Annotated in this window: 28 protein-coding genes; 12 read left to right on the top strand and 16 right to left on the bottom strand. The window is 65.0% G+C overall.

Annotated features, from left to right (window positions below):
• Positions 1-58 precede the first annotated feature (58 nt).
• Both J2X38_RS00605 and dapD read left to right on the top strand, forming a co-directional pair.
• Complete coding sequence (locus J2X38_RS00605) at positions 59-736, top strand: pyrimidine 5'-nucleotidase (protein ID WP_058539261.1); 678 nt, start codon at positions 59-61, stop codon at positions 734-736.
• Positions 733-1,575, top strand: coding sequence for a 2,3,4,5-tetrahydropyridine-2,6-dicarboxylate N-succinyltransferase (gene dapD / locus J2X38_RS00600; protein WP_310249996.1), 843 nt, complete (start codon positions 733-735; stop codon positions 1,573-1,575). The genes J2X38_RS00605 and dapD overlap by 4 nt, the downstream gene beginning before the upstream one ends.
• Before the next feature lie 18 nt (positions 1,576-1,593).
• Here dapD and J2X38_RS00595 read toward each other — a convergent pair whose 3' ends face one another.
• Positions 1,594-3,627 carry a DUF3857 domain-containing protein gene (locus J2X38_RS00595; RefSeq protein ID WP_310249994.1) on the bottom strand — a complete coding sequence of 678 codons (2,034 nt, stop codon included), beginning with the start codon at positions 3,625-3,627 and terminating at the stop codon, positions 1,594-1,596.
• A 212-nt stretch (positions 3,628-3,839) separates the two neighbouring features.
• Between J2X38_RS00595 and J2X38_RS00590 the strand changes: the two genes are divergently transcribed.
• On the top strand, positions 3,840-5,930 hold the full coding sequence (locus J2X38_RS00590; RefSeq protein ID WP_310249991.1) for a TonB-dependent receptor: 2,091 nt from the start codon (positions 3,840-3,842) through the stop codon (positions 5,928-5,930).
• Between the two features lie 42 nt (positions 5,931-5,972).
• Here the strand turns inward: J2X38_RS00590 and gpmA are convergent, their stop codons facing one another.
• The gene (gene gpmA, locus J2X38_RS00585) at positions 5,973-6,659 is read right to left on the bottom strand and encodes a 2,3-diphosphoglycerate-dependent phosphoglycerate mutase (protein ID WP_310249988.1); all 687 of its coding nucleotides are present in this window, start codon (positions 6,657-6,659) and stop codon (positions 5,973-5,975) included.
• Positions 6,660-6,847: 188 nt separating this feature from the next.
• Here gpmA and J2X38_RS00580 point away from each other — a divergent pair, with 188 nt between their 5' ends.
• Entirely contained in the window at positions 6,848-7,303 is a 456-nt protein-coding gene (locus tag J2X38_RS00580; RefSeq protein WP_310249986.1) for an Hsp20 family protein, read from the top strand.
• Between the two features lie 64 nt (positions 7,304-7,367).
• Here the strand turns inward: J2X38_RS00580 and J2X38_RS00575 are convergent, their stop codons facing one another.
• From J2X38_RS00575 to J2X38_RS00520, 12 genes are all read right to left on the bottom strand, one after another.
• A complete protein-coding gene (locus tag J2X38_RS00575) occupies positions 7,368-7,841 on the bottom strand; it encodes a GNAT family N-acetyltransferase (RefSeq protein WP_310249984.1) in 474 nt (157 codons plus the stop codon).
• A complete protein-coding gene (locus J2X38_RS00570) occupies positions 7,841-8,950 on the bottom strand; it encodes a M14-type cytosolic carboxypeptidase (protein WP_310249981.1) in 1,110 nt (369 codons plus the stop codon). The genes J2X38_RS00575 and J2X38_RS00570 overlap by 1 nt, the downstream gene beginning before the upstream one ends.
• Positions 8,947-9,567, bottom strand: a complete 621-nt coding sequence (locus J2X38_RS00565; protein ID WP_310249979.1) for a DUF4136 domain-containing protein — start codon at positions 9,565-9,567, stop codon at positions 8,947-8,949. The genes J2X38_RS00570 and J2X38_RS00565 overlap by 4 nt, the downstream gene beginning before the upstream one ends.
• 161 nt (positions 9,568-9,728) lie before the next feature.
• A complete protein-coding gene (locus tag J2X38_RS00560; protein ID WP_058539267.1) occupies positions 9,729-10,406 on the bottom strand; it encodes a cell wall hydrolase in 678 nt (225 codons plus the stop codon).
• 194 nt (positions 10,407-10,600) lie between these two features.
• Positions 10,601-10,939 (bottom strand): DUF1491 family protein, encoded by a 339-nt coding sequence (locus tag J2X38_RS00555; RefSeq protein WP_310249976.1) that lies wholly within the window; start codon positions 10,937-10,939, stop codon positions 10,601-10,603.
• A 163-nt stretch (positions 10,940-11,102) separates the two neighbouring features.
• Positions 11,103-11,567: a PTS sugar transporter subunit IIA gene (locus J2X38_RS00550; RefSeq protein ID WP_037514302.1), complete on the bottom strand. Its 465-nt coding sequence runs from the start codon at positions 11,565-11,567 to the stop codon at positions 11,103-11,105.
• A 148-nt stretch (positions 11,568-11,715) separates the two neighbouring features.
• Positions 11,716-12,288 (bottom strand): ribosome hibernation-promoting factor, HPF/YfiA family, encoded by a 573-nt coding sequence (hpf, locus tag J2X38_RS00545; protein WP_310249973.1) that lies wholly within the window; start codon positions 12,286-12,288, stop codon positions 11,716-11,718.
• A gap of 45 nt (positions 12,289-12,333) precedes the next feature.
• The gene (gene dnaQ / locus J2X38_RS00540; protein ID WP_310249970.1) at positions 12,334-13,035 is read right to left on the bottom strand and encodes a DNA polymerase III subunit epsilon; all 702 of its coding nucleotides are present in this window, start codon (positions 13,033-13,035) and stop codon (positions 12,334-12,336) included.
• 19 nt (positions 13,036-13,054) lie between these two features.
• On the bottom strand, positions 13,055-13,678 hold the full coding sequence (gene coaE / locus J2X38_RS00535; RefSeq protein ID WP_310249967.1) for a dephospho-CoA kinase: 624 nt from the start codon (positions 13,676-13,678) through the stop codon (positions 13,055-13,057).
• The gene (gene aroE, locus J2X38_RS00530) at positions 13,675-14,490 is read right to left on the bottom strand and encodes a shikimate dehydrogenase (RefSeq protein ID WP_310249964.1); all 816 of its coding nucleotides are present in this window, start codon (positions 14,488-14,490) and stop codon (positions 13,675-13,677) included. The genes coaE and aroE overlap by 4 nt, the downstream gene beginning before the upstream one ends.
• Positions 14,487-15,083, bottom strand: coding sequence for a Maf family protein (locus J2X38_RS00525; protein ID WP_310249961.1), 597 nt, complete (start codon positions 15,081-15,083; stop codon positions 14,487-14,489). Before J2X38_RS00525 ends, aroE begins: the two co-directional genes overlap by 4 nt.
• Entirely contained in the window at positions 15,080-15,892 is an 813-nt protein-coding gene (locus tag J2X38_RS00520) for a pyruvate, water dikinase regulatory protein (protein ID WP_058539273.1), read from the bottom strand. Before J2X38_RS00520 ends, J2X38_RS00525 begins: the two co-directional genes overlap by 4 nt.
• A 348-nt stretch (positions 15,893-16,240) precedes the next feature.
• On the opposite strand from J2X38_RS00520, the gene hemE reads away from it, so the two are divergent.
• The 6 genes from hemE to J2X38_RS00490 all read left to right on the top strand — a co-directional run bounded on the left by hemE (position 16,241) and on the right by J2X38_RS00490 (position 20,730).
• A complete protein-coding gene (gene hemE / locus J2X38_RS00515; protein WP_082639746.1) occupies positions 16,241-17,269 on the top strand; it encodes a uroporphyrinogen decarboxylase in 1,029 nt (342 codons plus the stop codon).
• 33 nt (positions 17,270-17,302) lie between these two features.
• Positions 17,303-17,719 (top strand): CopD family protein, encoded by a 417-nt coding sequence (locus J2X38_RS00510; RefSeq protein ID WP_405053411.1) that lies wholly within the window; start codon positions 17,303-17,305, stop codon positions 17,717-17,719.
• A gap of 265 nt (positions 17,720-17,984) precedes the next feature.
• Positions 17,985-19,241, top strand: coding sequence for a transcription termination factor Rho (rho, locus tag J2X38_RS00505; protein WP_058539276.1), 1,257 nt, complete (start codon positions 17,985-17,987; stop codon positions 19,239-19,241).
• 9 nt (positions 19,242-19,250) lie between these two features.
• Positions 19,251-19,544 (top strand): antibiotic biosynthesis monooxygenase, encoded by a 294-nt coding sequence (locus tag J2X38_RS00500; RefSeq protein WP_058539277.1) that lies wholly within the window; start codon positions 19,251-19,253, stop codon positions 19,542-19,544.
• A gap of 59 nt (positions 19,545-19,603) precedes the next feature.
• Positions 19,604-20,266, top strand: a complete 663-nt coding sequence (locus tag J2X38_RS00495) for a TerC family protein (protein WP_156419827.1) — start codon at positions 19,604-19,606, stop codon at positions 20,264-20,266.
• Between the two features lie 77 nt (positions 20,267-20,343).
• Positions 20,344-20,730 (top strand): DUF1489 domain-containing protein, encoded by a 387-nt coding sequence (locus tag J2X38_RS00490; RefSeq protein ID WP_310249955.1) that lies wholly within the window; start codon positions 20,344-20,346, stop codon positions 20,728-20,730.
• Here the strand turns inward: J2X38_RS00490 and J2X38_RS00485 are convergent.
• Entirely contained in the window at positions 20,727-21,131 is a 405-nt protein-coding gene (locus J2X38_RS00485) for a nuclear transport factor 2 family protein (RefSeq protein WP_058539279.1), read from the bottom strand. The two genes, J2X38_RS00490 and J2X38_RS00485, sit on opposite strands and share 4 nt — an antisense overlap.
• Positions 21,128-21,826, bottom strand: a complete 699-nt coding sequence (locus J2X38_RS00480) for a dienelactone hydrolase family protein (protein WP_310249952.1) — start codon at positions 21,824-21,826, stop codon at positions 21,128-21,130. Before J2X38_RS00480 ends, J2X38_RS00485 begins: the two co-directional genes overlap by 4 nt.
• 107 nt (positions 21,827-21,933) lie before the next feature.
• On the opposite strand from J2X38_RS00480, the gene J2X38_RS00475 reads away from it, so the two are divergent.
• Positions 21,934-22,230: a DUF6489 family protein gene (locus J2X38_RS00475; RefSeq protein WP_310252647.1), complete on the top strand. Its 297-nt coding sequence runs from the start codon at positions 21,934-21,936 to the stop codon at positions 22,228-22,230.
• Between the two features lie 8 nt (positions 22,231-22,238).
• Complete coding sequence (gene mnmE / locus J2X38_RS00470) at positions 22,239-23,558, top strand: tRNA uridine-5-carboxymethylaminomethyl(34) synthesis GTPase MnmE (RefSeq protein ID WP_310252646.1); 1,320 nt, start codon at positions 22,239-22,241, stop codon at positions 23,556-23,558.
• The last annotated feature ends 33 nt before the right edge of the window (positions 23,559-23,591 follow it).

The following is a 23,591-nucleotide window of genomic DNA, read 5'->3' as shown; positions in this document are numbered from 1 at the left end:
GGGAGGATCTTTTCACCTCCGCTTGCCCCCATCCCGCCCAGCCATTATGCGCCGCCGCATGCCCGCCCCGCTCGACCATATCGACAGCTGGATCTTCGATCTCGACAACACGCTCTATGCGCCGTCGGCGAGGCTTTTCGACCTGATCGACGAACGCATGGGCGCCTTCATCATGCGGCTGCTGAATGTCGACGCCGCCGAGGCGCGGCGGGTGCAGAAGCAATATTTCCACGACCATGGCACAACGATGGCGGGGCTGATGCGGCACCACGGCGTGCACCCCGAGGATTTTCTGGTCGATGTCCATGACATTGCGCTCGACCGGCTGAGTGTCGATGCGCGGCTGCGCGCGGGGCTGGAGCGGCTGCCGGGGCGCAAGCTGATCTTCACCAACGCCGATGCCGATTATGCGGGACGCGTGCTTCACGCGCGCGGGATCGCCGACCTGTTCGACGGCATCTGCGATATCCGCGTCACGCGCTATACGCCGAAGCCCGATCCCGAAGCCTATGCCATGATGATCACGCATCTGGGAATCGACCCGGCGAAAAGCGTCTTCGTCGAGGATATGGCGCGCAATCTGACGCCCGCCAAAGCGCTCGGCATGACGACCGTCTGGCTGGACAATGGCAGCGAAAGCGGTCATCGGGACCACCTGCCGGAGCATGTCGATTTCCACGCGACCGACATCGCCGACTGGCTCGACAATCTGCCTTTACCATGGGGAATTTCATGACCACCGACCTGCAATCGACGATCGAAGCCGCATGGGATGACCGCGACACGCTGGGGCTGACGACGACGGGCGCGGTGCGCGAGGCGGTCGAGACCGCGCTCGCGGGCCTCGACGACGGCAGCTACCGCGTCGCCGAGCGCGATGCGGGCGGAACCTGGCAGGTCAACCAGTGGCTGAAGAAGGCGGTGCTGCTGTCGTTCCGCCTCAACGACATGGAATTGATCGAAGGCGGTCCCGGCGGCGCACGCTGGTGGGACAAGGTGCCGTCGAAATTCGCCGGCTGGGGCGAGAACCGCTTTCGCGACGCGGGTTTCCGCGCCGTTCCCGGGTCGATCGTCCGCCGCGGCGCCTTTATCAGCAAGGGCGCGGTGCTGATGCCGAGCTTCGTCAACATCGGCGCCTATGTCGGCGAAGGGTCGATGGTCGACGCCTGGGCGACCGTCGGCAGCTGCGCGCAGATCGGCGCCAACGTCCATCTGTCGGGCGGCGCCGGGATTGGCGGCGTGCTCGAACCGCTGCAGGCGGGCCCGGTGGTGATCGAGGACGGCGCCTTCATCGGCGCGCGCGCCGAGGTTGCCGAGGGTGTGATCGTGCGCGAGGGCGCGGTGCTGTCGATGGGCGTCTATCTCGGCGCATCGACCAAGATCGTCGACCGCGCGACGGGCGAAATCTTCATCGGCGAAGTCCCGGCCTATTCGGTCGTTGTGCCGGGCGCGATGCCGGGCAAGCCGCTTCCCGACGGGTCACCGGGGCCGTCGCTGTACTGCGCGGTGATCGTCAAGCGCGTCGACGCGAAGACGCGCGCAAAGACCGGGATCAACGAGCTGCTGCGCGACTGATCGCCGCCTGCGCCGCGATCAGCGTATCGTGGCGGGCGAAAGGCAGGGTACGGTGTCGGCGGTCCAGTCGATCTCGTAGGTGGCGGGCACGAGCCTGCCGCCGGGCGCCGGCGGCTTGGCGACGTCGGGCTTGTAAAAGACCCATGCCATGCTGTTGTCAAAACTGGCAATCCGGCCATTGTCGCGCCGCGCGCTGATCGCGTCGATTTCGGGCTGTTCGACGCGCAGGCCGCGGACCAGGCGGATCGATCCGTCGCGAAGGTCGAAGGCGCGGTAATGATTCTTGCCGAAAATGCGCGTGTCATAGCCCGTTTTGAACGACCAGTTCGCGGCGTTCGTCGTCGCCGGCAGCCGCAGCGTCGTCACGCGGCAGTCGAATTCAGGGGCGCTATAATAGGGTAGGTCCTGATTCTGATCCGCCGCCCGCGCGCGCCGTTCGGGCGGGTTGAAACCCCCGCCGGGCAGCGCGAGCGACTTGTCGCCGTCGCCGTCATCGTCCCAGTCGACCGTCCATGTCCCGGTGATGGTGAGGACGCTGGCCTCGGCCTTTTGATCATAGCGCCATTTGACGTCGTCGACCGTCTCCCACGTTCCGCCCACCAGCTGTTGGCGCATGCCGTCGCGCAATTGATCGGCGGTCAATCCGGACAGCTCGACCTGTTGCTGCAACCCCCGGATGCCGCGGACGATGGTGGTGTTCGTCACCCGCGCCGGCCGATCGAAGCCCGCCCGCGCGTCGATTTCATAGAGGGTGATTTCGTTCGGCTTGCTGGCCGGGCGCCATTCGAGTTTCTGGAGCGCGCCGCCCTTCGCGGTCACCGGCAGGACCCATCGGTAGGGAATCGCCGGGGTGGCAGCGGACGGAACGACCGGCGGAAGCGTGCCGTCGAGCCAGTAGGCAGCGCCGTCGATCTTTGCCCGCACCAGCACATGGTCGAATATCCCCGGATTGGGCAGGCGTTCGTCGAGGCCGTCGTCGGCACCGCTGTTGTTGGCGAGGACAGCTTCGGCGTCGATTCCGAGCTTGCCGAGCAAGCCCAGCAGCAGCGCCGTCTTGCCCTTGCAGTCGCCGTAACGCCGCTGCCATGTTTCCTCGGCGGTGGCGGGGGTGAGATTTCCGCTGCCCAGCCCGACATAGATGTAGCGCACATCCTGTTGCACCAGTTTCAGCGCGGCATTGGCCCGGTCGAGCGGCTTCGCGTGCGCCGCGGCGATGCGCTGCGCTTCCTTGTCGAGCGACGAACCGTCGGCGATCGCCGCGGCCTTTGCGTACAGCGGGGCGAAGTGCCGTGAAATCGTGGCCCAGTCGGCGAAGTCGGTGAATTCGACGATCCGCTGCCATTGATAGCGCGCCGGCGCGTCCTTCGGCAGCGTCAGAAGCGCCGGATTGTCGAACCGGAAGTCGATCCCGCCGTCGCGCGATACGCCGATCGCCGTCATGTCGGGGGTCATCCTGACCGCAGGCTTCAGCCCCTTGTCCCAGCTCAGTCCCAGCCGGTAGCGGCCGGGCGCCGGGTTGGGCGCGAGAAAGAGAAGGCCCGAATCATTCTTTCCCAAAGTGGGGTCGCTCGACCGGGTCGTCAGCTCGACCTCAAGCTCGTCGCCGACGCGCAGATCGGGCACGCGGAGCACCGCGGTGAGGACGCCGTCGAGTTTCGCCGCTTCCAGCTGATCCTCGCGGCGCAGGATTTCGAACGATGTCTTTTCGAGAACGTCGATCGTCTCGTTGCCCCGATGAACCTTGACCAGATGCACCACCGGGGCGCCCGATGCGGGATTCCAGGCGGTCGAGACATTTCCGATTTGCAACGCATTCGGATGGAGGATCCGGATGCGATAACCGAAATATTGCGCCTGCCCCCGTTCATCCAGATGAATGAGCACATCCTGACGCCGCACGAAAAACATCCCGCCGGCATCGCCCGGAACCGGCATCAGTTCGGACGGAACCGCCCAAGGCGGCACCGCGCCGCGCTGGATCTGATTGTCTTCGGCACGGACCGGCGCGTGCGCGAGCACGGCCGCCACGAATATCGAAACTGGAATGCGCACTATACCCCCCCGACTCCGCAGCATAATGTCGCGAATTCATCACGATGCAAGAAGAGACCCGAGGTGGCTGCCAAAAGCGGGGTCGAAGCTGATCGCCAGGCCTTCGTCGAATGACGCCAGCCGTTGGTAGACAATATAGCGCTGGATAATTATTGCGAATTATTCGCGATTGGGGAGGCCATCTGTTTCGATAGCGGCCGCGAGGGGGAATTATGTCGGCTGTTTTTCACGGGTCATCGCTGGCCATATTGGCTCTGCTGTCGGCCGCGCCCGCCGCTGCGCAGGAACCCACCGGCGACGCTCCGGCGGCGATCCCCGTGCCGGTGAATGGCGCCGAACGCTATACGCCCGCCGACTTCACGCGCTTCGCACCGCGCACCGCGCTCGACATGGTCGAAAAGGTGCCGGGCTTCCTGATCGTCACCGGCACCAACGGCGGCGAGCGCGGGCTGGGCGCGGCGACCGAGAATGTGTTGATCGACGGCGAGCGCATCGCGAACAAATCGACCGATGCGCGCACCGCGCTGGCCCGCATCACCGCGGCCGAGGTCGCCTATATCGACATCGTCGACGGCGCGGGGCTGAACGTCCCGGGGCTGACCGGACAGGTCGCGAACGTCGTGCTCGTCGCGGGCGCGGGGAGCGGCGGGTTCAAGACGACGATCCGCTGGCAGCCCGAATGGCGCCCGCGGCTCGACAAGAACTGGCTGAACGGCGAGATTTCGACGACGGGCAAGCTCGGCGGCATGAATGTGACGCTCAGCCTGAAGAACGAAGCGCGGCGTCAGGGGCATTGGGGGCCCGAACAGCGGTTTGACGGCAATGGCGACCTGTTGTTCGTGCGCGACGAGTTCGGCCGCTACAACGCCGACCAGCCGCGCCTGTCGGCGGCGCTCGCGCGGACCACCGCGAACGGCAACAAATGGAATTTCAATCTGGGCGGTCAGCTGGTGGGCCTCGACGAGCGGGTCGACGGGACGTCTGTTCAGCCCGGCACCGGCATTGTGCGCGAGGCGTTCCGCTTCACCGAAGACGAGCATAATTTCGATATCGGCGGCGATTATGAGCTGGGGCTGGGCAAGGGGCGGCTGAAGCTGATCACGCTGTACCGGTTCGAGCATAGCCCGTTCGTCGACAGTTTCATCGTCGATCGCGAGATCGGCGGGCGGGCGGGCGAGCGGTTCAAGCAGACCGCCGACGAGGGCGAGTCGATCGTGCGCGGCGAATATAGCTGGCGCACCGGCGGCGGCACCGACTGGCAGGTCGCGCTCGAGGGTGCGTACAATATACTCGACGTCGATTCCGAATTTGCGGTGCTGCAACCCGATGGCAGTTTCCGGCCCGTCGTTTTCGGCGGCGAGCGGACGAGGGTCGAGGAGAGGAGAGGAGAAGGGTCGCTAACCTGGGGCCGGTCGCTCGCGTCGAACCTCACCGCACAGATCAACCTCGGCGCCGAATATAGCGAGCTGACCTCGTCGGGGCCGGGCGGGCTGACGCGCCGCTTCGTCCGGCCGAAGGGCAAGGTCGCGCTGGCATGGAAGGTTGCGCCCAAGACGACAATCAACTGGTTCCTCCAGCGCCGCGTCGACCAGCTCGACTTTTTCGATTTCGCGAGCTCGGTCGATGTCGCGAACGGGCAGGGCAATGGTGGCAACGGGCTGCTCGTGCCGCCGGTCCTCAATCGCACCGAGCTGGAATTCGTGCAGGATATGGGCGCGTGGGGCAATGCGTCGGTCGCCGTCGCTTACGCCTATGCGCAGGACCTCGTCGACCAGGTGCCGCTGTCGCCGACGACCGAAGGACGCGGCAATTTGCCGCCCGCGCATCTCTATCGCATCAGTTCGAAGGCGACCTTGCTGCTCGACCGGCTGGGGTGGAAGGGGGCGCGGATCAACAGCGACATCACCTGGCGTCGCAACCGCGTGCGCGACCCGCTCACCGACCTGTGGCGCGACCAGAGCGAGGGGCAGGAATATGTCGTCGATTTGAGCCTGCGGCATGACGTGCCGGGGACGAACCTCGCGTGGGGCGCGGGCTATTTCGACGAGCGCTACAGCCCGAATTTGCGGCTCGGCGCGATCGAGAAGGAATATACCGACGGGCCGTTCGTCACCGCGTTTGTCGAGCATAAGGATGTCGCGGGCTTCACGGTGAAGCTGTCGTACCGCAACCTCGCGAATATGAGGGACGGGTTCAACCGGACGGTGTTTGTCGACCGGCGCGACGGGCCGGTCGCGTTCAGCGAGCAGAGGCTGCGCAAGTTCGGGCGGTTTTTCCAGCTGACCGTGACGGGGACGCTTTAGCGTCCCCGCGGTGTACCCCGGCTTTCGCCGGGGTACGGGACCTTACCGCTCGCTCAGATAATAGCGCTCGCGCGCGCTCAGATCGTCGTTGAGTTCGTAAACGATCGGCTGGCCGGTCGGGATTTCGAGGCCGGTGATGTCGGCATCCGAAATGCCCGAGAGATGCTTGACGAGCGCGCGGAGGCTGTTGCCGTGCGCCGAGATCAGCACCGTCTTGCCCGCAGCGAGTTCGGGGACGATCGCGGCTTCATAATAGGGCAGCACGCGCTCGATCGTGTCCTTGAGGCTTTCGGCCGAGGGAATATCGATGCCGGCGTAACGCGGGTCGGTCGACAGGTCCCACGGCGAGCCCGCTTCGAGCGGCGGCGGCGGGATGTCGAAGCTGCGGCGCCAGATCTTGACCTGATCGTCGCCATGCTTCGCCGCGGTCTCGGCCTTGTCGAGCCCGGTGAGCCCGCCATAATGACGCTCGTTGAGGCGCCAGTCCTTGGTGACGGGGAGCCAGAGCCGGCCCATCGCCTCAAGCGCCAGGTTCAGCGTCTTGATCGCGCGCGACTGGACCGAGGTGAAGCAGGTGTCGGGAGCAATGCCCTTCGCCTTCATCAGCTCGCCCGCGGCGATCGCTTCGGTGACGCCCTTTTCGGTGACATCGACATCCCACCAGCCGGTGAAGCGGTTTTCGAGATTCCACTGCGACTGGCCGTGACGGATGAGGATGAGCTGGGGCATTTCGGATCCTTGCGCTGGAGAGAGACGCCGCCCTTTAGCGCGGGTTTTCGCCGAACGCCAACCGCCCTCTTGAAATGGTTTCGCTGGCTACCAGATTGACCCTATCCGGCCGCCGACACGGGGCCGGGTGGCGATCGCGGCATGCCGCCGCGGTCCCTGCCTTCGCTTTGTAAAAGGAAGAAAGATCCATGCGTAACAGTTTCGACTGGACCCCCTATCGCCGTTCGACCGTCGGTTTCGACCGCCTGTTCGATTTCCTCGAAACGGGTGGTTCGGGCGCCGAAAATTATCCGCCGTTCGACATCGAAAAACTCGCCGACGACCATTTCCGCATCACCGTCGCGGTCGCCGGCTTCAAGTCCGACGAAATCGACATCACCGCGCAGCAGAACATGCTGACCGTCAGCGGCCGCAAGGCGCCGGTGGCCGAAGGCGAGGCGCGCCAATTGCTCTATAGCGGCATCGCGACGCGCGCGTTCGAGCGCCGCTTCCAGCTCGCCGATTTCGTGCGCGTTGAACAGGCCGACCTCGCCGACGGGCTGCTCGCGATCGACCTGGTGCGCGAAGTGCCCGAGGCGATGAAGCCGCACAAGATTGCGATCGGCGGCAGCGCGCCGGCGATCGAGGAAAAGAAGGCCGCGTAACGCGACCTTCTCGGCTGAACGAATTTGCGGGGTCCGGAGTCCCTTCCGGGCCCCGTTTTCGTGACTAGAGCACGCGGGTCATGAAGCGGCTGAACGGGTCGGGTTTATAGTCGGCGAAAGGCTCGCACTCGGTGAAGCCGTAACGCTGGTAAAGCGCGATTGCCGGTTCGAAGGCGCCGCTCGATCCGGTTTCGAGGCTGAGGCGACCGAGACCGCGGGTCCGCGCGACGTCGATGATATGGTCGAGCATATGCGCCGCGACACCCTGGCGCAGGAAGGGTTCGGCGGTGCGCATCGATTTGATCTCACCGTGTTTGGCGCCCAGCATCTTGAGCGCCCCGCAGCCCGCGAGCTCGTCGCCGCGGTGAATCGACCAGAAGGTCACGCCGTCGGCGCGCAGCCCGTCGAAATCGAGGAAATGGCAGCTTCCGGCCGGCGAGTTCGCGAGCATGCCCGCAAAATGTTGCTCGAGCAGCGCGCGGATGTCGGCGCCCGACAGATCATCCTCGACGATCCGCCAGGCGCCCGCATTGGACATCAGAGAAGCTGGTCCAGCGTCGCGAGGCACGCGTGTGCGAGCAGCTTCGAACGCTCGGGCGACCAGCCTTGGGCGGGGTCGGGGAGGTCGCGATTGTCCTTGAACGGCATTTCGAGCGTCATCGACACCGCGCCAAAGCGTTCGGCGACCTGCGTCGTCGACATCGACAGATTCGCCTGCCCCGGCGCGGTTTCGGCATAGCCGAGGTCGACCTGAAAATCGGGGGTGTTCGCGGCAAGCGCGGTCTCGAACGCCTTATATTTTTCGGTCTGTTCGGCCTTGAGCGACGGAATGCCTTCGAAACCCGCGAGGAACACCGCGGGGATCGCTTCGTCGCCATGGACGTCCATCGCCCAGTCGACACCGGTCGCGTCCATCGCGTTGCGGACGGCGAGCACTTCGGGGCTACGCTCGGCGGTCGGATTGTCCCATTCGCGGTTGAGGTTCACGCCGGCGAAATTGGTGCGCAGATGCCCGCGGCACGAGCCGTCGGGATTCATGTTCGGGACGATGTGGAAACGGCACTTGTTCCGCAACGAGCGCGCGTGCGGATCGGCGGGATCGACGAGCTTTTCGAGCGCGCCTTCCATCCACCATTCGGCCATGCTTTCGCCCGGGTGCTGGCGCGCATAGAGCCAGACCTGTGTGTGGCCGGTGCCAAGTTCGAGGCAGTCGATCGGCTGGCCTTCGAGGCTGGTGCCGAGGCAGCGATAGGTGACGCCTTCGCATTCGGCGATTTGCGCGACGAGGTCGTGATGGCGCTCCATCGAATAGGGCGCGAAATAGGCGATATAGAGGATCGGGCTTTCGGCGGTGTGCTGGATCGTCAGCGTGCCGGCTTCATAAGCTGTATCGAGGCGGAACCAGGTTTCGCGATCGGTGCTGGCGCAGGCGGCATAGCCCGGCCAGCCATCGGGATAGGCCGAGTCGCCAAGCCCGGTGATCGCGAGGTCGAGCGCGTCGCCGACCGCGCACGACACGCGGAAATGGAACCACTGGAAAAAGTCCGATTCGCGGTCCTTGCGAATCGAAAGGCGCGCTGACGTGCCGTCGACATTTTCCACGACGATATTGCCGCTGTCGAAAGCGGCGTTGATGCTGATGGTCATTTGACGCTGATAGTGCGTCCCGATTCCCCGGGGAAGTCCCTGAATAGCGCGTCGGCCAATTTCGCCGCGGCGAGGCTGGGCTGGCTGGCGGGCGCCTTCACCGGGACCGCGGTGAACGCGCGGCCTTCCCACAAGGCCTGGCCGCTCGCGGCATCGTCGATGCGCACCGCGAGCTGGAGGTCGGCCATCCGCTTGGGACCGCCGCCGAGGTTGAGGCCGATCCCGAGTCCGACGCCCGACCCATAGCTGCCCGTCGAACCGCCGACGCCGACCGAGACGGGCGATCGCCTCCCAACGCCTTCGCGGTTCATGCGTTCGAACCCGATGCGCACCTTCAAGGGCGCGCGGGCGCCGTCGGGCGCCGCAACGAGTCCCTGCCGTTGCAATTGCTGTTCGACCGCGGTGCGGTAGCTGTTCCATTCGAGCGAGGGCGCGTCGATCATCGCCCCGGCGTTGCCGAGCGGCGCGGCGTCGACCGTATAGCGCGTGCCCGGCGCCCAGCCTGCAGGCGCGCTGGCGTGGAAGCGCGTGACTTCGACCGGGGGAACCGCGGTGGCGCAGCCACCGAGAGCGAGCGCCGCTGCAGAGAGCAGGGCGACAGAAATGGGACGCGTCATCACCGCTTCATGCGCCAGCAAATATGGCTTGGCAATGAACGGTCTATCGCTTCGCCTTGCCGGGCTCGATCCGGCATCTATCGGCGATGGCGCAGCTGGACCCCGGATCAAGCCCGGGGTGACGAAGAGAGGGAGCGCGGCTTCTCGCGGCGCCCGCCCGGTCAACGATAGAAGATGTGGTTGTCGATCTGCGCGATGCGCGTCTTGCGCCAGCCCGGCGAGACATAGCGCGCGTGAAAGAAGAGCGCGCCCGGGGCGTGGTTCTTCCAGCTGCCGTCGCGCGCGATCTGCGCGATCGCCACGGCGTTGCTCCACTGCGCCGCGTTGCGCACCGCGGGCATCCGGCCGCCGCGCACGAAGCTGAACTGGCTCTTCTGAAGGACGACACCGCACAGGCTCTTGGGGAAACGTCCCGACTGGGCGCGGTTGATCACGACATGCGCGACCGCGAGCTGGCCCGGAAGCGATTCGCCGCGCGATTCGAAATAGACCGCGCCGGCAAGGCAGCGCAGTTCGGGGTCGATGTCGGCTGGCTTCGGTGTCGCAGCGACGAGTTCGGCGAGCGAATCGGCGGTCGAGTCAGCGGTGACCGGCGCCGGCTGCGGCTCGGGCGCCGATTCGTCTTCGGTTTTCTGGCTGTCTTCGACCGGAAGTTCGGCATCGGTCGACAGGTCCGCCTTCTCAGCCACGACCGGCGCGTCGGCGCCCGGCAGGATGATCGCGGGGATATTGGCGTCGGCCGCAAGATCGCTTGCAAAGCCCGGTTCCGCCAAAAGCAGCATGGAGGCGGCAGTCATGCCGACGGCAGCCATGCCGGCTACGTTCAGAATGCGACTCATATTGTCCGTCAAAAGTGCGGCCGATGAACCGAACCTCTCAAAACAGGCGGGGGACTATGGTCCTGTATCGCCGCCTGCGGTCATCGTCCGACTGCGTGTCCAAACCGTTTGCCGGGTGCTTGCAAAGCAGTGCAACCCGCGGAACGACCTACGCGTTATCGAATGGGCGGCACTTATTGTGCGCCGCAACAGAGTCAAGTTAACGCGGCCCACTCCGCGACGAGTTGTGGCGCATCCGCGATATCCAGTTCGATCAGCCACATATCGGGATCGGCCTTTCGCCGCCGGTCCTGATAGATCGCGCGCGATTCACTATCTTTTGCGTCGGCCGGGCCGACCGCCTCCCAGATATAGTTGCCGCCTACTGAAAAGCGTCGTTCGAGCAGCGGTCCGGGTTCACCGCGATCGCTGCATTGGACGAGAATGATTCCGGAGGTTTCGTCGCCTTTGATAACCACGGTCGCAAAGCCGCCGGCCGCTTCGGTGCGGCGAAGCAGCAGGTCGACGAGAAAACGGCTTTTGAGGCGGGTCATCAAGTTCCTCCCTGTCGCGCAGCGATGGGGAGGTGGCAGCGGCGGAGCCGCTGACGGAGGGGCAATGACGCGACGTTGCGGCCCCTCCACCATTCGCTTCGCGAACGGTCCCCCTCCCCATGCCTGCGGCACAGGGAGGATTCAGCTCGTGCGCGATGCCTTATCAGGCCGCGTCACGCGCTTCGGTGTCGGCGAGCATCGCATAAAGCGCTTCGTCACTCTTCGCGCCGCGCAGCCGTTCGGCGATCGCATCGTTGCGGAGCATCCGCGACACGCCGGCGAGCGCCTTCAGATGATCGGCGCCGGCATCGAGCGGCGACAGCAGGATGAAGAGCAGGTCGACCGGAAGGCCATCGACCGCGGTAAAGTCGATCGGCCGCGCCAGCTGCAGGAACAGGCCGCGCACGCCGCCGAGATCGGCCATCTTGGCATGCGGAAGTGCGATCCCGCGCCCGAACCCGGTCGAGCCGAGGCGTTCGCGTTCGAGCAGCGCCTCGCTGACTTCGCCCGCATCGAGGCCGAGCGAACGTGCCGCGAGATCACCCACAAAGGGGAAGAGCGCCTTTTTCGAATCGAGCTGCACATGCGCGCGCACGGTCGCCGGATAGAGAAGGGAAGAAAGATTCATTGTCTGGTCAAATCTTGTTAAACGCCGGCCGCCGCCAGAAACCATGCTGGCAAGCGATCGCGGATCTGTCGTGGCAGGCCCCCCGCCAACCCGGCTTCGGGCATCGTTGGGCGCGGCCCTTAAGCCGGATGGCGGAGAAAATCCAGTCCTATCGTGGTTCGACCCAGCCAATCGTCCCGTCGTCGCGGCGATAGACCATATTATGCGTGCCGGTCCTGCTGTTAACGAAGAGTAGCGCGTTGGTGTTCCTGAGGTCGAGCATCATCACCGCGTCGGACACGCTGCTGCTCGGAATATCGACGCGCGTTTCGGCGATGATCGCAGGCGAGTCGCCCGCATCCTCGTCGCTGCCGGCGTCGAACACGGTGTAGCCCGCATTGTCCTCGATTTCGTCGACCGTCGGCGAAGGTGCCGCCACGCCGTTGTTATGATCCTTCAATCGCCGCATATAGCGCCTGAGCTGCTTTTCGATACGCTCGGCGGCGCCTTCGAAGGCGACATGCGCGTCCTGCGCCTGACCATGCCCCTTCAGCACCAGCCCCTGCATCACATGCGCGACGATGTCGCACTGGAAACTGTCGTGCGGCCCCTTCCCGAAGGTCGCGTGCGCGCCGATCGCGCGGGAGAAATATTTGTCGGCAATCGCGTTCATCCGATCCGATACGTGCGACTGCAGCGCTTCACCGGTTTCGATCTGGTGGCCAGAAACGCGGATTTCCATTTTTCTTCTCCTTCTTGGCCGGTGCGATGACTTAAGGGAGGGTCATCACACCGTATCGAGCCACAGCGGCTGGTTCAGCCCTGCGACAAATTCGGCATGGCGCGCGAGTTCGGCGGCCGACGCCATATGGGGACGGGGTTCGCGAAAGGGACGGTCGGTGCCGCGCGATGCGGCGGGCGCGGGGGCGGCCGCGACGGTGATACTCGCGCTCGACGCGGCGAGTCCGAGGCCGATCTGCCGGCCGCCGGTCATTTCGATATAGAGATGCGCGAGCAGTTCGGCGTCGAGCAGCGCGCCATGCTTGACGCGGTGGCTACGGTCGATGCCGTAGCGCGTGCAGAGCGCGTCGAGACTGTGTTTCGCGCCGGGGTGGAGCTTGCGCGCCATCTGAACGGTGCAGCACATGCGCGTCATGTCGAGCGCGGGGCGGCCGGCGCGCGCGAGTTCGGCGTTGACGAAGCCGAAGTCGAAGGCGGCGTTGTGCGCGACGAGCGGCGCGTCGCCCAGAAACTCCATCAGCTCGTCGACGCGAGTCGCGAACAGCGGCTTGTCCGACAGGAACTGGATCGACAGGCCGTGCACCGCTTCGGCAGCGGCGGGCATGTCGCGTTCGGGATTGAAATAGGCGTGAAAGGTGACGCCGGTTTCGCGGCGGTCGACCAGTTCGACACACCCGATTTCGACCAGCCTGTCCCCGCTCCTGGGATCGAAACCCGTGGTTTCGGTATCGAAAATAATCTCGCGCATCGAGGCTTTAATCTGGACCCTATCGGGCGTGGAAACAAGAGGCGATGAATCTTATCTGGCGGTGCGTCTCGCTTTTCGGGCGGCCCGTTTCGATGATGAAGTCGGCGCGCGCGCGCTTGACGCGGTCGGGAACCTGCAGCCGGCGGATCGCTTTCAGCTTCGCCGCGGTCATGCCCGGACGGCGCATCACGCGCCTTCGCTGCAGCCATGCCGGCGCCGAGACGACGGCGATCGCGCCGACCTTTCGCCAGCCGCCCTTTTCGAAGAGCAGCGGGATGTCGAGCACGACGACGTCGCGCGCGCGGTGGCGCGCGAGGAAGCGTTTCTGCGCGCGGCCGACGGCGGGGTGAATGATCGCCTCGAGCGCGGCGAGTTCGTGGGTGTTGCCGAGCACCAGCGCGCCGAGTTTCTGGCGGTCGACGCCGTTCGGGCCGGTGGTGCCGGGAAAACGCGCCTCGATCGCGGCGACCAATGCGCCGCCGGGGCCTTGCAGCCGGTGGACCTCGGCGTCGGCGTCGAACACGGGCACGCCTTCGCGTTCGAACATCATCGCCGCGGTCGACTTGCCCATCCCGATCGACCCGGTGAGGCCGAGGATGAAGGGACGGCGGAGCCGCGAGCCGAGGCGCTTGTTATGCGTCATGCGGTCAGCAGCGCGCGCAGCTCCTCGTCGCGGCCTTCGGGCGGCGACGCGCCGAAGAAAAGCTCGAAGGCGAGCGCGGCCTGGCCGATCAGCATGTCGAGCCCGTCGACGGTATCGAGCCCGCGCGCCTCGGCCGCCTTGAGCAAGCCCGTCTGAAGCGGCGAATAGACGAGATCATAGACGATCGCATCGTCGGCGAGCGGCGACAGGTCGAGATCGAGCGGCGGCTGGCCCTTCATGCCGAGGCTGCTCGAATTGACGAGCAGGGACACGGGCGGGAGCTGCGCGTCGAGCGCGACGACGTCGCCCTTGAGACCGAAGGTCGCGAGCAGGCCCATTGCTTTCAGCGGGCTGCGGTTGAGGATCGTCACCGGGCCAACATTGGCACGGGCGAGCGCGAACAGCACCGCGCGTGCCGCACCGCCAGCGCCGACGACGGCGACGGGTGCGCCTTCGAGATCGAGTTCGGCGAGCGGCGAATAAAAGCCCGCCGCATCGGTGTTGGTGCCGATCAGCGACCCGTCCTTTTGGCGGACGATCGTGTTCATCGCGCCGATCGAGCCGCGAATGTCGCCGGGATCGTCGACAAGATCCATCACCGCCGCCTTGTGCGGCATGGTGACGTTGCAGCCGCGCCAATCGGAATCGGAGCGGCGCTCGATGATATAGGCGGCGAGCTCGTCGGGCTTCACATGCGCGCGGCGGTAATCGCCTTCGAGCCCGAGCGCTTCGAGCCAGAAGCCGTGAATCAGCGGCGATTTCGACTGGGCGATCGGATCGCCGATCACCTCGGCATAGGGTGTACCGCTCATGACGCGGCCAGCCCGGTGGTGCGCAGCCACGCCAGCAAGGGGAGCATCGGCATACCGATGATGGTCCAGGGATCGCCCTCGACCCGTTCGAACAATTGCACGCCCGCTCCTTCGATTTCGTAACAGCCGACGGTCCAGCGGATGCTGTCCCATTCGCGCGCGACATAGTCGGCGATGAAGGCGTCGGACAAGGGGCGCATCCACAGCTTCGCCTCACCGATCGCGCGCCAGATAGGCGCACCGTCGCGTGCGGCGACCGCGGCGCTGAACAGCCGGTGGCGCGTGCCGGCCATGCGGCGGAGATGCTCGGCCGCCTCTTCCGGGCTTTCGGGCTTCGCGAGCATCGACCCGTCGTCGAGCGCAAGCGTCGAGTCGGCACCGAGCACCGTCACGCCGGGAAGCCGCGACGAGATTTTGATCGCCTTCGCCTCGGCAAGCGCGTCGGCGATGTTGCGCGGGGTCTGCCCGGCAGCGAGCAGCGAGGCGGTGAGCGCTTCCTCGTCGACATGCGCGGCGCTCGTCTCGAAGGTGAGCCCGGCGGCGCGGAGCATCGCGGCGCGGCCGCTGCTTTGCGAGGCGAGGAGGAGGGTCATGCGGCGCTGCGGTCTTCGACGAGCTTGATCACCGCGGCGGCGGTTTCCTCGATCGAGCGGCGCGTGACGTCGATCACCGGCCAGCCATTGTCGGCGAACATCCGCCGCGCATAGGCGAGCTCGGCCTTCACCCGCTCGTCGTCAACATAGCTCGTCTCGGGCGCCTGGTTCAAAGACAGGAGGCGGTTGCGGCGGACCTGCACGAGCCGGTCGAGCCCGGTCGTCAGCCCCACGATCATCGGACGCTTCAGCGTGTACAGCGCGCTCGGCGGCGGCGATTCGGGGACGATCGGGATATTCGCGGTCTTGAAGCCGCGGTTCGCGAGATAGATGCTCGTCGGGGTTTTCGACGTGCGCGACACGCCGGCAAGCACGATGTCGGCCTGTTCCCAATTTTCCCAGCCAATGCCGTCGTCATGCGCGACGGTAAATTGAATGGCCTCGACGCGCGCGAAATAGGCGGCATCGAGCTGATGCTGGCGGCCGGGACGCGCCTTCGCTTCCTGCCCGAGCATCCGCGACAGCGCGTCGGTCACGGCGTCGAGCGCCGCAACCGTCGGCAGGTTGAGCGCGGTCGCGCGGCGTTCGAGGCTGACGCGCAGCTCGCCGTTCACGAGCGTGAAGAGGATCATCCCGGGGCTGGCCTGCACTTCGGCCATGATCCGGTCGAGATGCGATTCCGATCGCACCATCGGCCAGAAATGGCGCACGACCTCGACATCGTCGAACTGCGCGATCGCCGCCTTGGCGATATTTTCGAGTGTCTCGCCCGTGGAGTCGGATATGAGATGTAAGTGGAGCCGGCCCATCGCGGCACCATGGCGGGAAACTGCCGAAAAAGGCAATCCCGGATCAAGTCCGGGATGACGAATAGAGCCCTGTGGATAATTTTTGGAGAAGCGCGGGGAGCAAATCGGGACGATCGATTCATCCCCGACCGTGTCGATTCCGCTCCATCGCTTATCCACAAGGGACGAATCTTATCCACAGGCTGTGAATAGCGGGATAAGCGAGGGTCGACTCTGCGGCGGGCGGCGGCGGCTGTGGAGTCAAGCTGTTGGCAAAAAGGACGCCCCGGCCTAAAGCCGCGCTTGTCCGCCGACCAACAAACCACCACAATTTCATTTAAGATTATATTGAGAAGAAAGAGGGCTCGCGTGAAGGCGTCACCGAAGAAGCTTCTGGCAACGCTGCGCGGGGCGCGTCAGGAGCGCCCGCCGCTCTGGCTGATGCGCCAGGCCGGGCGCTATCTGCCCGAATATCGTGCCTTGCGCGAAACCAAGGGCGGATTCCTCGAGCTTTGCTACGATCCCGAGGCCGCGGCCGAAGTGACGTTGCAGCCGATCCGGCGCTTCGGTTTCGACGGGTCGATCCTCTTTTCGGACATTCTCGTGATCCCGCACGCGCTCGGCCAGCATTTGTGGTTCGAGGCGGGTGAGGGACCGCGGCTCGCCCCGCCGCTCGTCGATAGCGCCCTGGCGTCACTCGAAGCGGCGCACCAGCGGCTCGATCCGGTTTATGCGACGGTGACGCGCGTCGCGGCCTCGCTCCCGTCTGAAACGACCTTCCTCGGCTTTGCAGGGAGCCCGTGGACGGTCGCAACCTATATGGTGGCGGGGCAGGGGTCGAAGGATCAGGCTACCGCCCGGCGGCTCGCGTTCGGCGATCCAGCGGCGTTCCAGGCGATTATCGACGCGATCGTCGAGCTGACGGTCACCTATCTGTCGGGTCAGATCGAAAATGGCGTCGACGCAGTGCAGTTGTTCGACAGCTGGGCGGGAAGCCTGTCGCCGGCGCAATATGAGCAATGGGTGATCGCGCCTAACGCCGAGATCGTGCGCCGATTGAGGGCGCTGCATCCGGACACGCCGATCATCGGCTTTCCAAAGGGTGCGGGCGGCAAGCTCCGCGCCTATGCCGACGAGACCGGGGTCGACGCGATCGGGCTCGACGAAACGGTCGATCCGCTGTGGGCCGACGCGATCCTGCCGGCGCATCTTCCCGTGCAGGGCAATCTCGATCCGCTCGCGCTTGTCGCCGGCGGCGAAGCGCTCGATACCGCGATCGATCGCATCCTTGCGGCCTTCCCGTCGCGTCCCCATATCTTCAACCTCGGCCATGGCATCGTGCCCGACACGCCGATCGCGCATGTCGAGCATCTGATCAGGCGCGTTCGCGGCGGATAATCTATGGAACTGGCTGGTTTTTTGGGGGCGACGATGCTTTGGATCAAAGCCGCGCATATCATTTTCGTGATTTTCCTGATGGCCGGCCTGTTCATGATGCCGCGCTTTTTCGTCTATCACCATCAATGTCCGGTCGGATCCGACGAGGACAAGAAATGGATCGAGCGCGAAGACCGGCTGCGGCGGATCATCTTGAATCCCGCGCTCATCATCGTCTGGATCTTCGGGCTGATGCTCGCTTTCAACGGCGATTATTGGCACGAGGGATGGTTTATCGCCAAATTCCTGCTCGTGATCGCGCTGTCGGGCTATCATGGCTGGATGATCGGCTATGCGAAGAAACTCGCGCGCGGCGAGCGTCCGCTCTCCGAAAAGCGGCTGCGGATGCTCAACGAAGTTCCCGGGGTCGCCGCGGCGATTATCGTTATCCTCGTCGTGGTTCGCCCCTAATCTCCCCTCCGGCGCCAGCGCAAATGGACCCCGGATCAAGTCCGGGGTGACGAGGGATAAAAAGGCAGCGCGAAAGCGCCCGATCACCGCTGCCCGATTGACTTGAACCCGGCCCGGTTATAGGGGCCGATCAACCCCGCTCCGCGCGGGCGGCGCTTCCTTGCGCCGAAGCTATCTGTAACGGTCGTCCCACGGCCGGATAGGCACCCCAGGGTGCATCGAAATCGACTGTTATTTCTCCCAAAACCTATCCTGGAATCCATCCATGCATCTTAAAGAACTTAAAACCAAAGCCCCCGCCCAGCTCGTCGAAATGGCTGAAGAGCTGGGGGTCGAGGGCGCATCGACGCTGCGCAAGCAGGACCTGATGTTCTCGATCCTGAAAGAACTCGCCGAAGAGGGCGAGGAAATTATCGGGTCGGGCACGATCGAGGTCCTCCCGGACTCGTTCGGTTTCCTGCGTTCGTCCGAAGCCAATTATCTGGCGGGTCCCGACGACATCTATGTCTCGCCGAACCAGGTCCGCAAATATGGCCTGCGCACCGGCGACACCGTCGAAGGCGAAATCCGCGCCCCGCGCGACGGCGAGCGTTATTTCGCGCTCACCAAGCTGATCAGCGTCAATTTCGACGATCCCGATGTCGTGCGCCACCGCGTCAATTTCGATAACTTGACGCCGCTCTATCCGAACCAGAAGTTGTCGCTCGACACCGTCGACCCGACCGTCAAGGACAAGTCGGCGCGCGTGATCGACCTCGTCAGCCCGCAGGGCAAGGGCCAGCGCGCGCTGATCGTCGCGCCGCCGCGTACCGGTAAGACGGTGCTGCTGCAGAATATCGCCAAGGCGATCACCGACAACCATCCCGAGGTTTACCTGATCGTCCTCCTCGTCGACGAGCGTCCCGAGGAAGTCACCGACATGCAGCGCAGCGTGAAGGGCGAAGTCGTCTCGTCGACCTTCGACGAACCCGCGACGCGCCACGTCCAGGTTGCCGAAATGGTGATCGAAAAGGCCAAGCGCCTCGTCGAGCACAAGAAGGATGTCGTCATCCTGCTCGACTCGATCACGCGCCTCGGCCGCGCCTACAACACCGTTGTTCCGAGCTCGGGCAAAGTGCTGACCGGCGGTGTCGATGCGAACGCGCTCCAGCGCCCCAAGCGCTTCTTCGGCGCCGCACGTAACATCGAGGAAGGCGGTTCGCTCTCGATCATCGCGACCGCGCTGATCGATACGGGCAGCCGCATGGACGAGGTTATCTTCGAAGAATTCAAGGGCACGGGTAACTCGGAAATCGTGCTCGACCGCAAGGTCGCCGACAAGCGCATCTTCCCGTCGCTCGATGTCGGCAAGTCGGGCACCCGCAAGGAAGAATTGCTCGTCGAGAAGGACAAGCTCAGCAAGATGTGGGTGCTGCGCCGCATCCTCATGCAGATGGGCACGATCGACGCGATGGAATTCCTGCTCGACAAGATCAAGGATTCGAAGACCAACGAAGATTTCTTCGACAGCATGAACCAATAAGCCGCCGCGATGGCCGTGATCGAACACGCCTTGCTGCACGTCCGTGCGGGCAGCGAAGCCGATTTCGAGGCGGCCGTCCGCGAAGCGCGGCCGCTGATCACCGCGTCGCCCGGCTTTATTTCGCTCGAAATTTGCCGCCCGATAGCAACCGGACAGGCTTATCTGCTTTTAGTGAAGTGGAGGTCGGTCGAGGATCATCGGGACGGCTTCCGGCAATCGGATCGCTACCAGCAATGGCGGGCGTTGCTGCATCACTTTTATGACCCTATGCCAGAGGTCAGCTATTTCGGAGAGCCGCTGTGATTTTGGAAATTTTGACCCAGGCCGGCGCGCATGCCGCCGGATTTGGCGGACCCGCCGAGATGTGGGGCGCGATCGTCAACGATTTTTCGAACATCACCGAGCCCGCGGCCTTTGCCGCCTTCCTGCAGGTGCTGATGATCGACCTCGTCCTCGCGGGTGACAATGCGATTGTCGTCGGCGCGCTCGCCGCGGGTCTTCCCGCTGAGCAACGCAAGAAGGTCATCCTGATCGGCGTGATCGCGGCATTGGTGCTGCGCATCGCCTTCGCGCTCGTCGTCACCCAGCTGATGCAGATCGTCGGGCTGATTTTTGTCGGCGGGCTGCTGCTCGTGTGGGTCGCGTGGAAGATGTGGCGCGAGCTGCGTCACGCCGGCCAGTCGCATGGGTCGCCCGAGATTGCGGGGGACGAGCATTCGGGCCTGAAGCCCGCCAAGAGCTTTGCCGGCGCCGCCTGGGCGGTGGCCGTCGCCGACGTCAGCATGAGCCTCGACAATGTGCTTGCGGTCGCTGGTGCGGCGCGCGAGCATCCGGGCATCCTGATCGTCGGGCTGATCTTTGCCGTCGCCTTGATGGGCCTCGCGGCAAACATCATCGCCAAATATATCGAGCGCTACCGCTGGATCGCTTACGTCGGCCTTGCCGTGATCGTCTATGTCGCGGTCAAGATGATCTACGAAGGCTGGGTCGACCCGGGTGTCGGGGTCGGGACGCTGTTCGGCTAAAAAAGGAAAAGCCAGCCCTTCGCGGGGCTGGCTTTTTTCTTATCCGTTCCCATCTCTCGGTCATGTCCGCACTCCACATGACCCGCGTTGCCGTCGGCTGCACCGACTATCCGGCGCTGGAGGCGCGGATCGCCAATTATGCCGAAGGCGGCGAGATTCGCTTTGCGACGCGGTTCCGGCCCAAGCGCGCCGACGAGCTGATCGGTGGCAAGCTCCATTTCATCGTGAAGCATACGCTCGTTGCGCGCGTGGAAATCCTGCGCTTTGACGATCGCAGCGACGGTCGCGTCGACATCGTGTGCGTCGCCGGTCTCGAGCGCGTGCATCCGCAGCCGAAGCGCGCGCATCAGGGCTGGCGCTATCTGGCCGACGCCGATGCGCCGAAGGGGGTCGACGATCAAAGCGGCGTGGGCGCGCTACCGCCCGAACTCTATCGCGAGCTCGCCGAACTGATGCTGATTTAATTCGCGGCTTGCGCTGCCAGCATTTCGCCCATCTTTTCCCAGACCTTGTTGATCGCCTTGAGCGGGCGAACCATCACCTTGAAATCGCTTATTTTTCCCTCGTCGTTCCAGGTGATGATGTCGACGCCGTTGATCTGGATGCCGTCGAGGCTGCTCTGGAATTCGAGCACCGCCTGGTCGCCATCGACGATCTCGCGCAGATAGCGGAAATCGTCGCCGCCGAGAACGTGGCTTGCCGCGTGGAGATAGGCGAAGACCTTGTCGCGGCCCTCCTGCGGGGTGTGGACAACGGGCGAATGGAACACCGCATCCTCGGCGAGCAGGTCACGGAGCGCCTGCGGATCGCCGCCGCCCGCCATATAGGCGTGCCAGGCGGCGAGGCCGGGATGCGGCGCGCTCATGCGAGCTGCTCGGCGAAGAAGGCGCGGGTGCGGCCATCGGCGAGCTGTGCGCCCTCTTCGTTGCGGCGATTGCCCATTGTCGCGGCGAAACCATGGTCGAGCCCGGGATAGTCGTGGAGCGTGACCTTCGGGTGCGGATCGAGCGCGTCGTGGATCTTTTTCTGCGCCGCATGGTCGACGAAATGATCCTCGGTCGGGATATGAAGCATCAGCGGGTTGGCGATCGCGTGGCTTTCGTTCAGCATCTGGTCGATCATGACGCCATAATAGCCGACCGAAGCGTCGATATCGGTACGCGTCGCCGCCATATAGGCGAGGCGGCCGCCGAGGCAGAAGCCGACCGCGCCGATCCTGCCGGCGCCCTGGCTGCGCAGCCAGTGGATCGCGGCCTCGATATCCTTGACCCCGTCATCGGCGTCATATTGACCGAAATAGCCGAGCGCCTGCTGGAATTCGGCCTCGATATCGGGGCTGAGCTCGACCCCCGGCGCGAAACGCCAGAAGATGTCGGGGGCGATCGCGAGATAGCCTTCGGCCGCCCAGTCGTCGCACTTCTGCCGGATGCCTTCGTTGACGCCGAAAATTTCGGGGATGACGATGATCGCGCGCGTGCTGTCGGCGTCGGGTCGCGCGACATAGGCGGGGATCGTGCCGGCGCCGTTGAGCGTCGGGATGTCGGTGTTCGTTGCGGCCATGTGGGGAGCTCTCCTGACTCTTGCTTCTTTGTGGTGAAAGCGCGAAGCTAGCGGGGCTGCGGGCGTGGCTCAAGCGGCTAACCGGCATTTCGGGGCGGAGACAGGCGATGAAGTTCAATATCGAGATCGATTGCACCCCCGAAGAGGCGCGGCGCCTGTTCGGCCTTCCCGACCTCGAGCCGTTGCACGATATCTACCTCGACCGCGTCAAGGAATTGATGGCGAAGGGGATTACCCCCGACATGGTCCAGTCGATGGTCAAGACCTGGGTGCCGATGGGCGGCAGCGGGCTCGAGCTCGTCCAGTCGTTGCTCGGGCAGTTCGGCGGCGGATTGATGGGCGGCGCGTCGAAATCGGCCGGCGAGGACGATGGCGACAAGGCCGCCAAGGGACGCAAGAGCTGATCCAAGCCATTGTAAGCGATACGATTTTTGCGCTGTCGAGCGGAATGCCGCCGGCGGCGATCGGCGTTGTGCGCGTCAGTGGACCGGCTGCCGGGACAGCGCTGCGGGCGCTCGCAGGGAGGCTGCCCGAGCCACGTCATGCCTCACTCGCTGCGCTCAAAGGCACCGATGGCGCGCCGCTCGATAACGCGTTGATCCTGTGGTTCCCCGGACCGGCGACGGCGACCGGCGAGGATCTCGCCGAATTGCATCTGCACGGCGGTCGCGCGGTGGTCGCGGCGGTCGAGGCGGCGCTTGGCGCGATGCCGGGGGTACGCCCTGCGGTCGCGGGGGAATTTACGCGGCGTGCGTTCGACAATGGACGAATCGACTTGGCTGAGGCCGAGGGGCTGGCCGACCTGCTCGCCGCCGAAACCGAAAGCCAGCGCGTGCAGGCGCTCGGCATGGCGAGCGGGCATGTCTCGCGCGCGGTCGCAGATTGGCAGGACCGGCTCCTCAACCTGATGGCGGGGGCCGAAGCCGAGCTGAATTTTGCCGACGAGGATGATGTCGAAGTGGGCGACGCTGTCGCGCGGCGTTTGATTGCGGGGATGGGGGCCCTTTCGGGCGAGCTCGGCGAATGGCTGGCGCGGCCGGCGGCGGAGGTGATCGCCGAAGGGCTGTCGGTGGTGATCGCGGGGCCGCCGAACGCCGGAAAATCGACCTTGATCAATGCCTTGGCGCAGCGCGAGCTGGCGATCGTGTCACCCGTGGCGGGGACCACGCGCGACGTGATCGAAACGCCGCTCGCGCTCGACGGGATCGCGATGCGCTTTTCGGATACCGCGGGGATTCGGGGTGAGGGCGCCGATGTGATCGAGGCGATCGGAATCGACCGCGCGCGGGCGGCAGTCGAGGGTGCGGATATCCTGTTGTGGCTCGGCCCGCCGAAGGAAGCACCGGAGCATCCGCGCTGCATTACTATCGCCGCGCAGGCCGATCGCTGGTCGGGCGATGCGGCGGCGGAGGCCGGGGCGGCGCATTGCGACCTGATTCTGTCAGCGGCGACGGGCGAGGGGATGGACAAGCTCCATCGCTATATCGTCGACATGGCACGCACCTTGTTGCCGCGCGAGGGCGAAGCCGCGCTGCGCCAGCGCCAGCGCGCCGCGCTCGCCGAAGCGCGCGACTGGCTGACGATCGAGGCAGGCTCGCGCGAGGCACGTGATTTAATCTTGCTCGCCGAGCGACTTAGGCTCGCCGCGACCGCGCTCGACCGGATCACGGGGCGCGCCGGAGTCGAGGAAATGCTTGATGCGCTGTTTGGGCGTTTCTGCATCGGGAAATGATGTTCCACGTGAAACATCGAGCGGCAAGCAGCA

Origin of the sequence: Sphingopyxis sp. BE235, assembly GCF_031457175.1 — a bacterium.
Lineage (GTDB): Bacteria > Pseudomonadota > Alphaproteobacteria > Sphingomonadales > Sphingomonadaceae > Sphingopyxis.
This window is presented reverse-complemented; position numbering and strand designations above follow the sequence as displayed.

Bases quoted from the DNA above. Each gene is read 5' to 3' on its own strand.
- rho (WP_058539276.1), top strand. From the start codon at position 17,985: ATGCATCTTAAAGAACTTAAAACCAAAGCCCCCGCCCAGCTCGTCGAA.
- J2X38_RS00605 (WP_058539261.1), top strand. From the start codon at position 59: ATGCCCGCCCCGCTCGACCATATCGACAGCTGGATCTTCGATCTCGAC.
- aroE (WP_310249964.1), bottom strand. From the start codon at position 14,490: ATGAGCGGTACACCCTATGCCGAGGTGATCGGCGATCCGATCGCCCAG.
- J2X38_RS00490 (WP_310249955.1), top strand. From the start codon at position 20,344: ATGACCCGCGTTGCCGTCGGCTGCACCGACTATCCGGCGCTGGAGGCG.
- J2X38_RS00495 (WP_156419827.1), top strand. From the start codon at position 19,604: ATGTGGGGCGCGATCGTCAACGATTTTTCGAACATCACCGAGCCCGCG.
- J2X38_RS00560 (WP_058539267.1), bottom strand. From the start codon at position 10,406: ATGAGTCGCATTCTGAACGTAGCCGGCATGGCTGCCGTCGGCATGACT.
- J2X38_RS00520 (WP_058539273.1), bottom strand. From the start codon at position 15,892: ATGGGCCGGCTCCACTTACATCTCATATCCGACTCCACGGGCGAGACA.
- hpf (WP_310249973.1), bottom strand. From the start codon at position 12,288: ATGGAAATCCGCGTTTCTGGCCACCAGATCGAAACCGGTGAAGCGCTG.
- J2X38_RS00480 (WP_310249952.1), bottom strand. From the start codon at position 21,826: ATGGCCGCAACGAACACCGACATCCCGACGCTCAACGGCGCCGGCACG.
- J2X38_RS00510 (WP_405053411.1), top strand. From the start codon at position 17,303: ATGCTTTGGATCAAAGCCGCGCATATCATTTTCGTGATTTTCCTGATG.
- J2X38_RS00555 (WP_310249976.1), bottom strand. From the start codon at position 10,939: ATGACCCGCCTCAAAAGCCGTTTTCTCGTCGACCTGCTGCTTCGCCGC.
- J2X38_RS00590 (WP_310249991.1), top strand. From the start codon at position 3,840: ATGTCGGCTGTTTTTCACGGGTCATCGCTGGCCATATTGGCTCTGCTG.
- gpmA (WP_310249988.1), bottom strand. From the start codon at position 6,659: ATGCCCCAGCTCATCCTCATCCGTCACGGCCAGTCGCAGTGGAATCTC.
- coaE (WP_310249967.1), bottom strand. From the start codon at position 13,678: ATGACGCATAACAAGCGCCTCGGCTCGCGGCTCCGCCGTCCCTTCATC.
- J2X38_RS00475 (WP_310252647.1), top strand. From the start codon at position 21,934: ATGAAGTTCAATATCGAGATCGATTGCACCCCCGAAGAGGCGCGGCGC.
- J2X38_RS00575 (WP_310249984.1), bottom strand. From the start codon at position 7,841: ATGTCCAATGCGGGCGCCTGGCGGATCGTCGAGGATGATCTGTCGGGC.
- J2X38_RS00500 (WP_058539277.1), top strand. From the start codon at position 19,251: ATGGCCGTGATCGAACACGCCTTGCTGCACGTCCGTGCGGGCAGCGAA.
- J2X38_RS00485 (WP_058539279.1), bottom strand. From the start codon at position 21,131: ATGAGCGCGCCGCATCCCGGCCTCGCCGCCTGGCACGCCTATATGGCG.
- J2X38_RS00565 (WP_310249979.1), bottom strand. From the start codon at position 9,567: ATGACGCGTCCCATTTCTGTCGCCCTGCTCTCTGCAGCGGCGCTCGCT.
- J2X38_RS00525 (WP_310249961.1), bottom strand. From the start codon at position 15,083: ATGACCCTCCTCCTCGCCTCGCAAAGCAGCGGCCGCGCCGCGATGCTC.
- J2X38_RS00580 (WP_310249986.1), top strand. From the start codon at position 6,848: ATGCGTAACAGTTTCGACTGGACCCCCTATCGCCGTTCGACCGTCGGT.
- J2X38_RS00570 (WP_310249981.1), bottom strand. From the start codon at position 8,950: ATGACCATCAGCATCAACGCCGCTTTCGACAGCGGCAATATCGTCGTG.
- dapD (WP_310249996.1), top strand. From the start codon at position 733: ATGACCACCGACCTGCAATCGACGATCGAAGCCGCATGGGATGACCGC.
- dnaQ (WP_310249970.1), bottom strand. From the start codon at position 13,035: ATGCGCGAGATTATTTTCGATACCGAAACCACGGGTTTCGATCCCAGG.
- J2X38_RS00550 (WP_037514302.1), bottom strand. From the start codon at position 11,567: ATGAATCTTTCTTCCCTTCTCTATCCGGCGACCGTGCGCGCGCATGTG.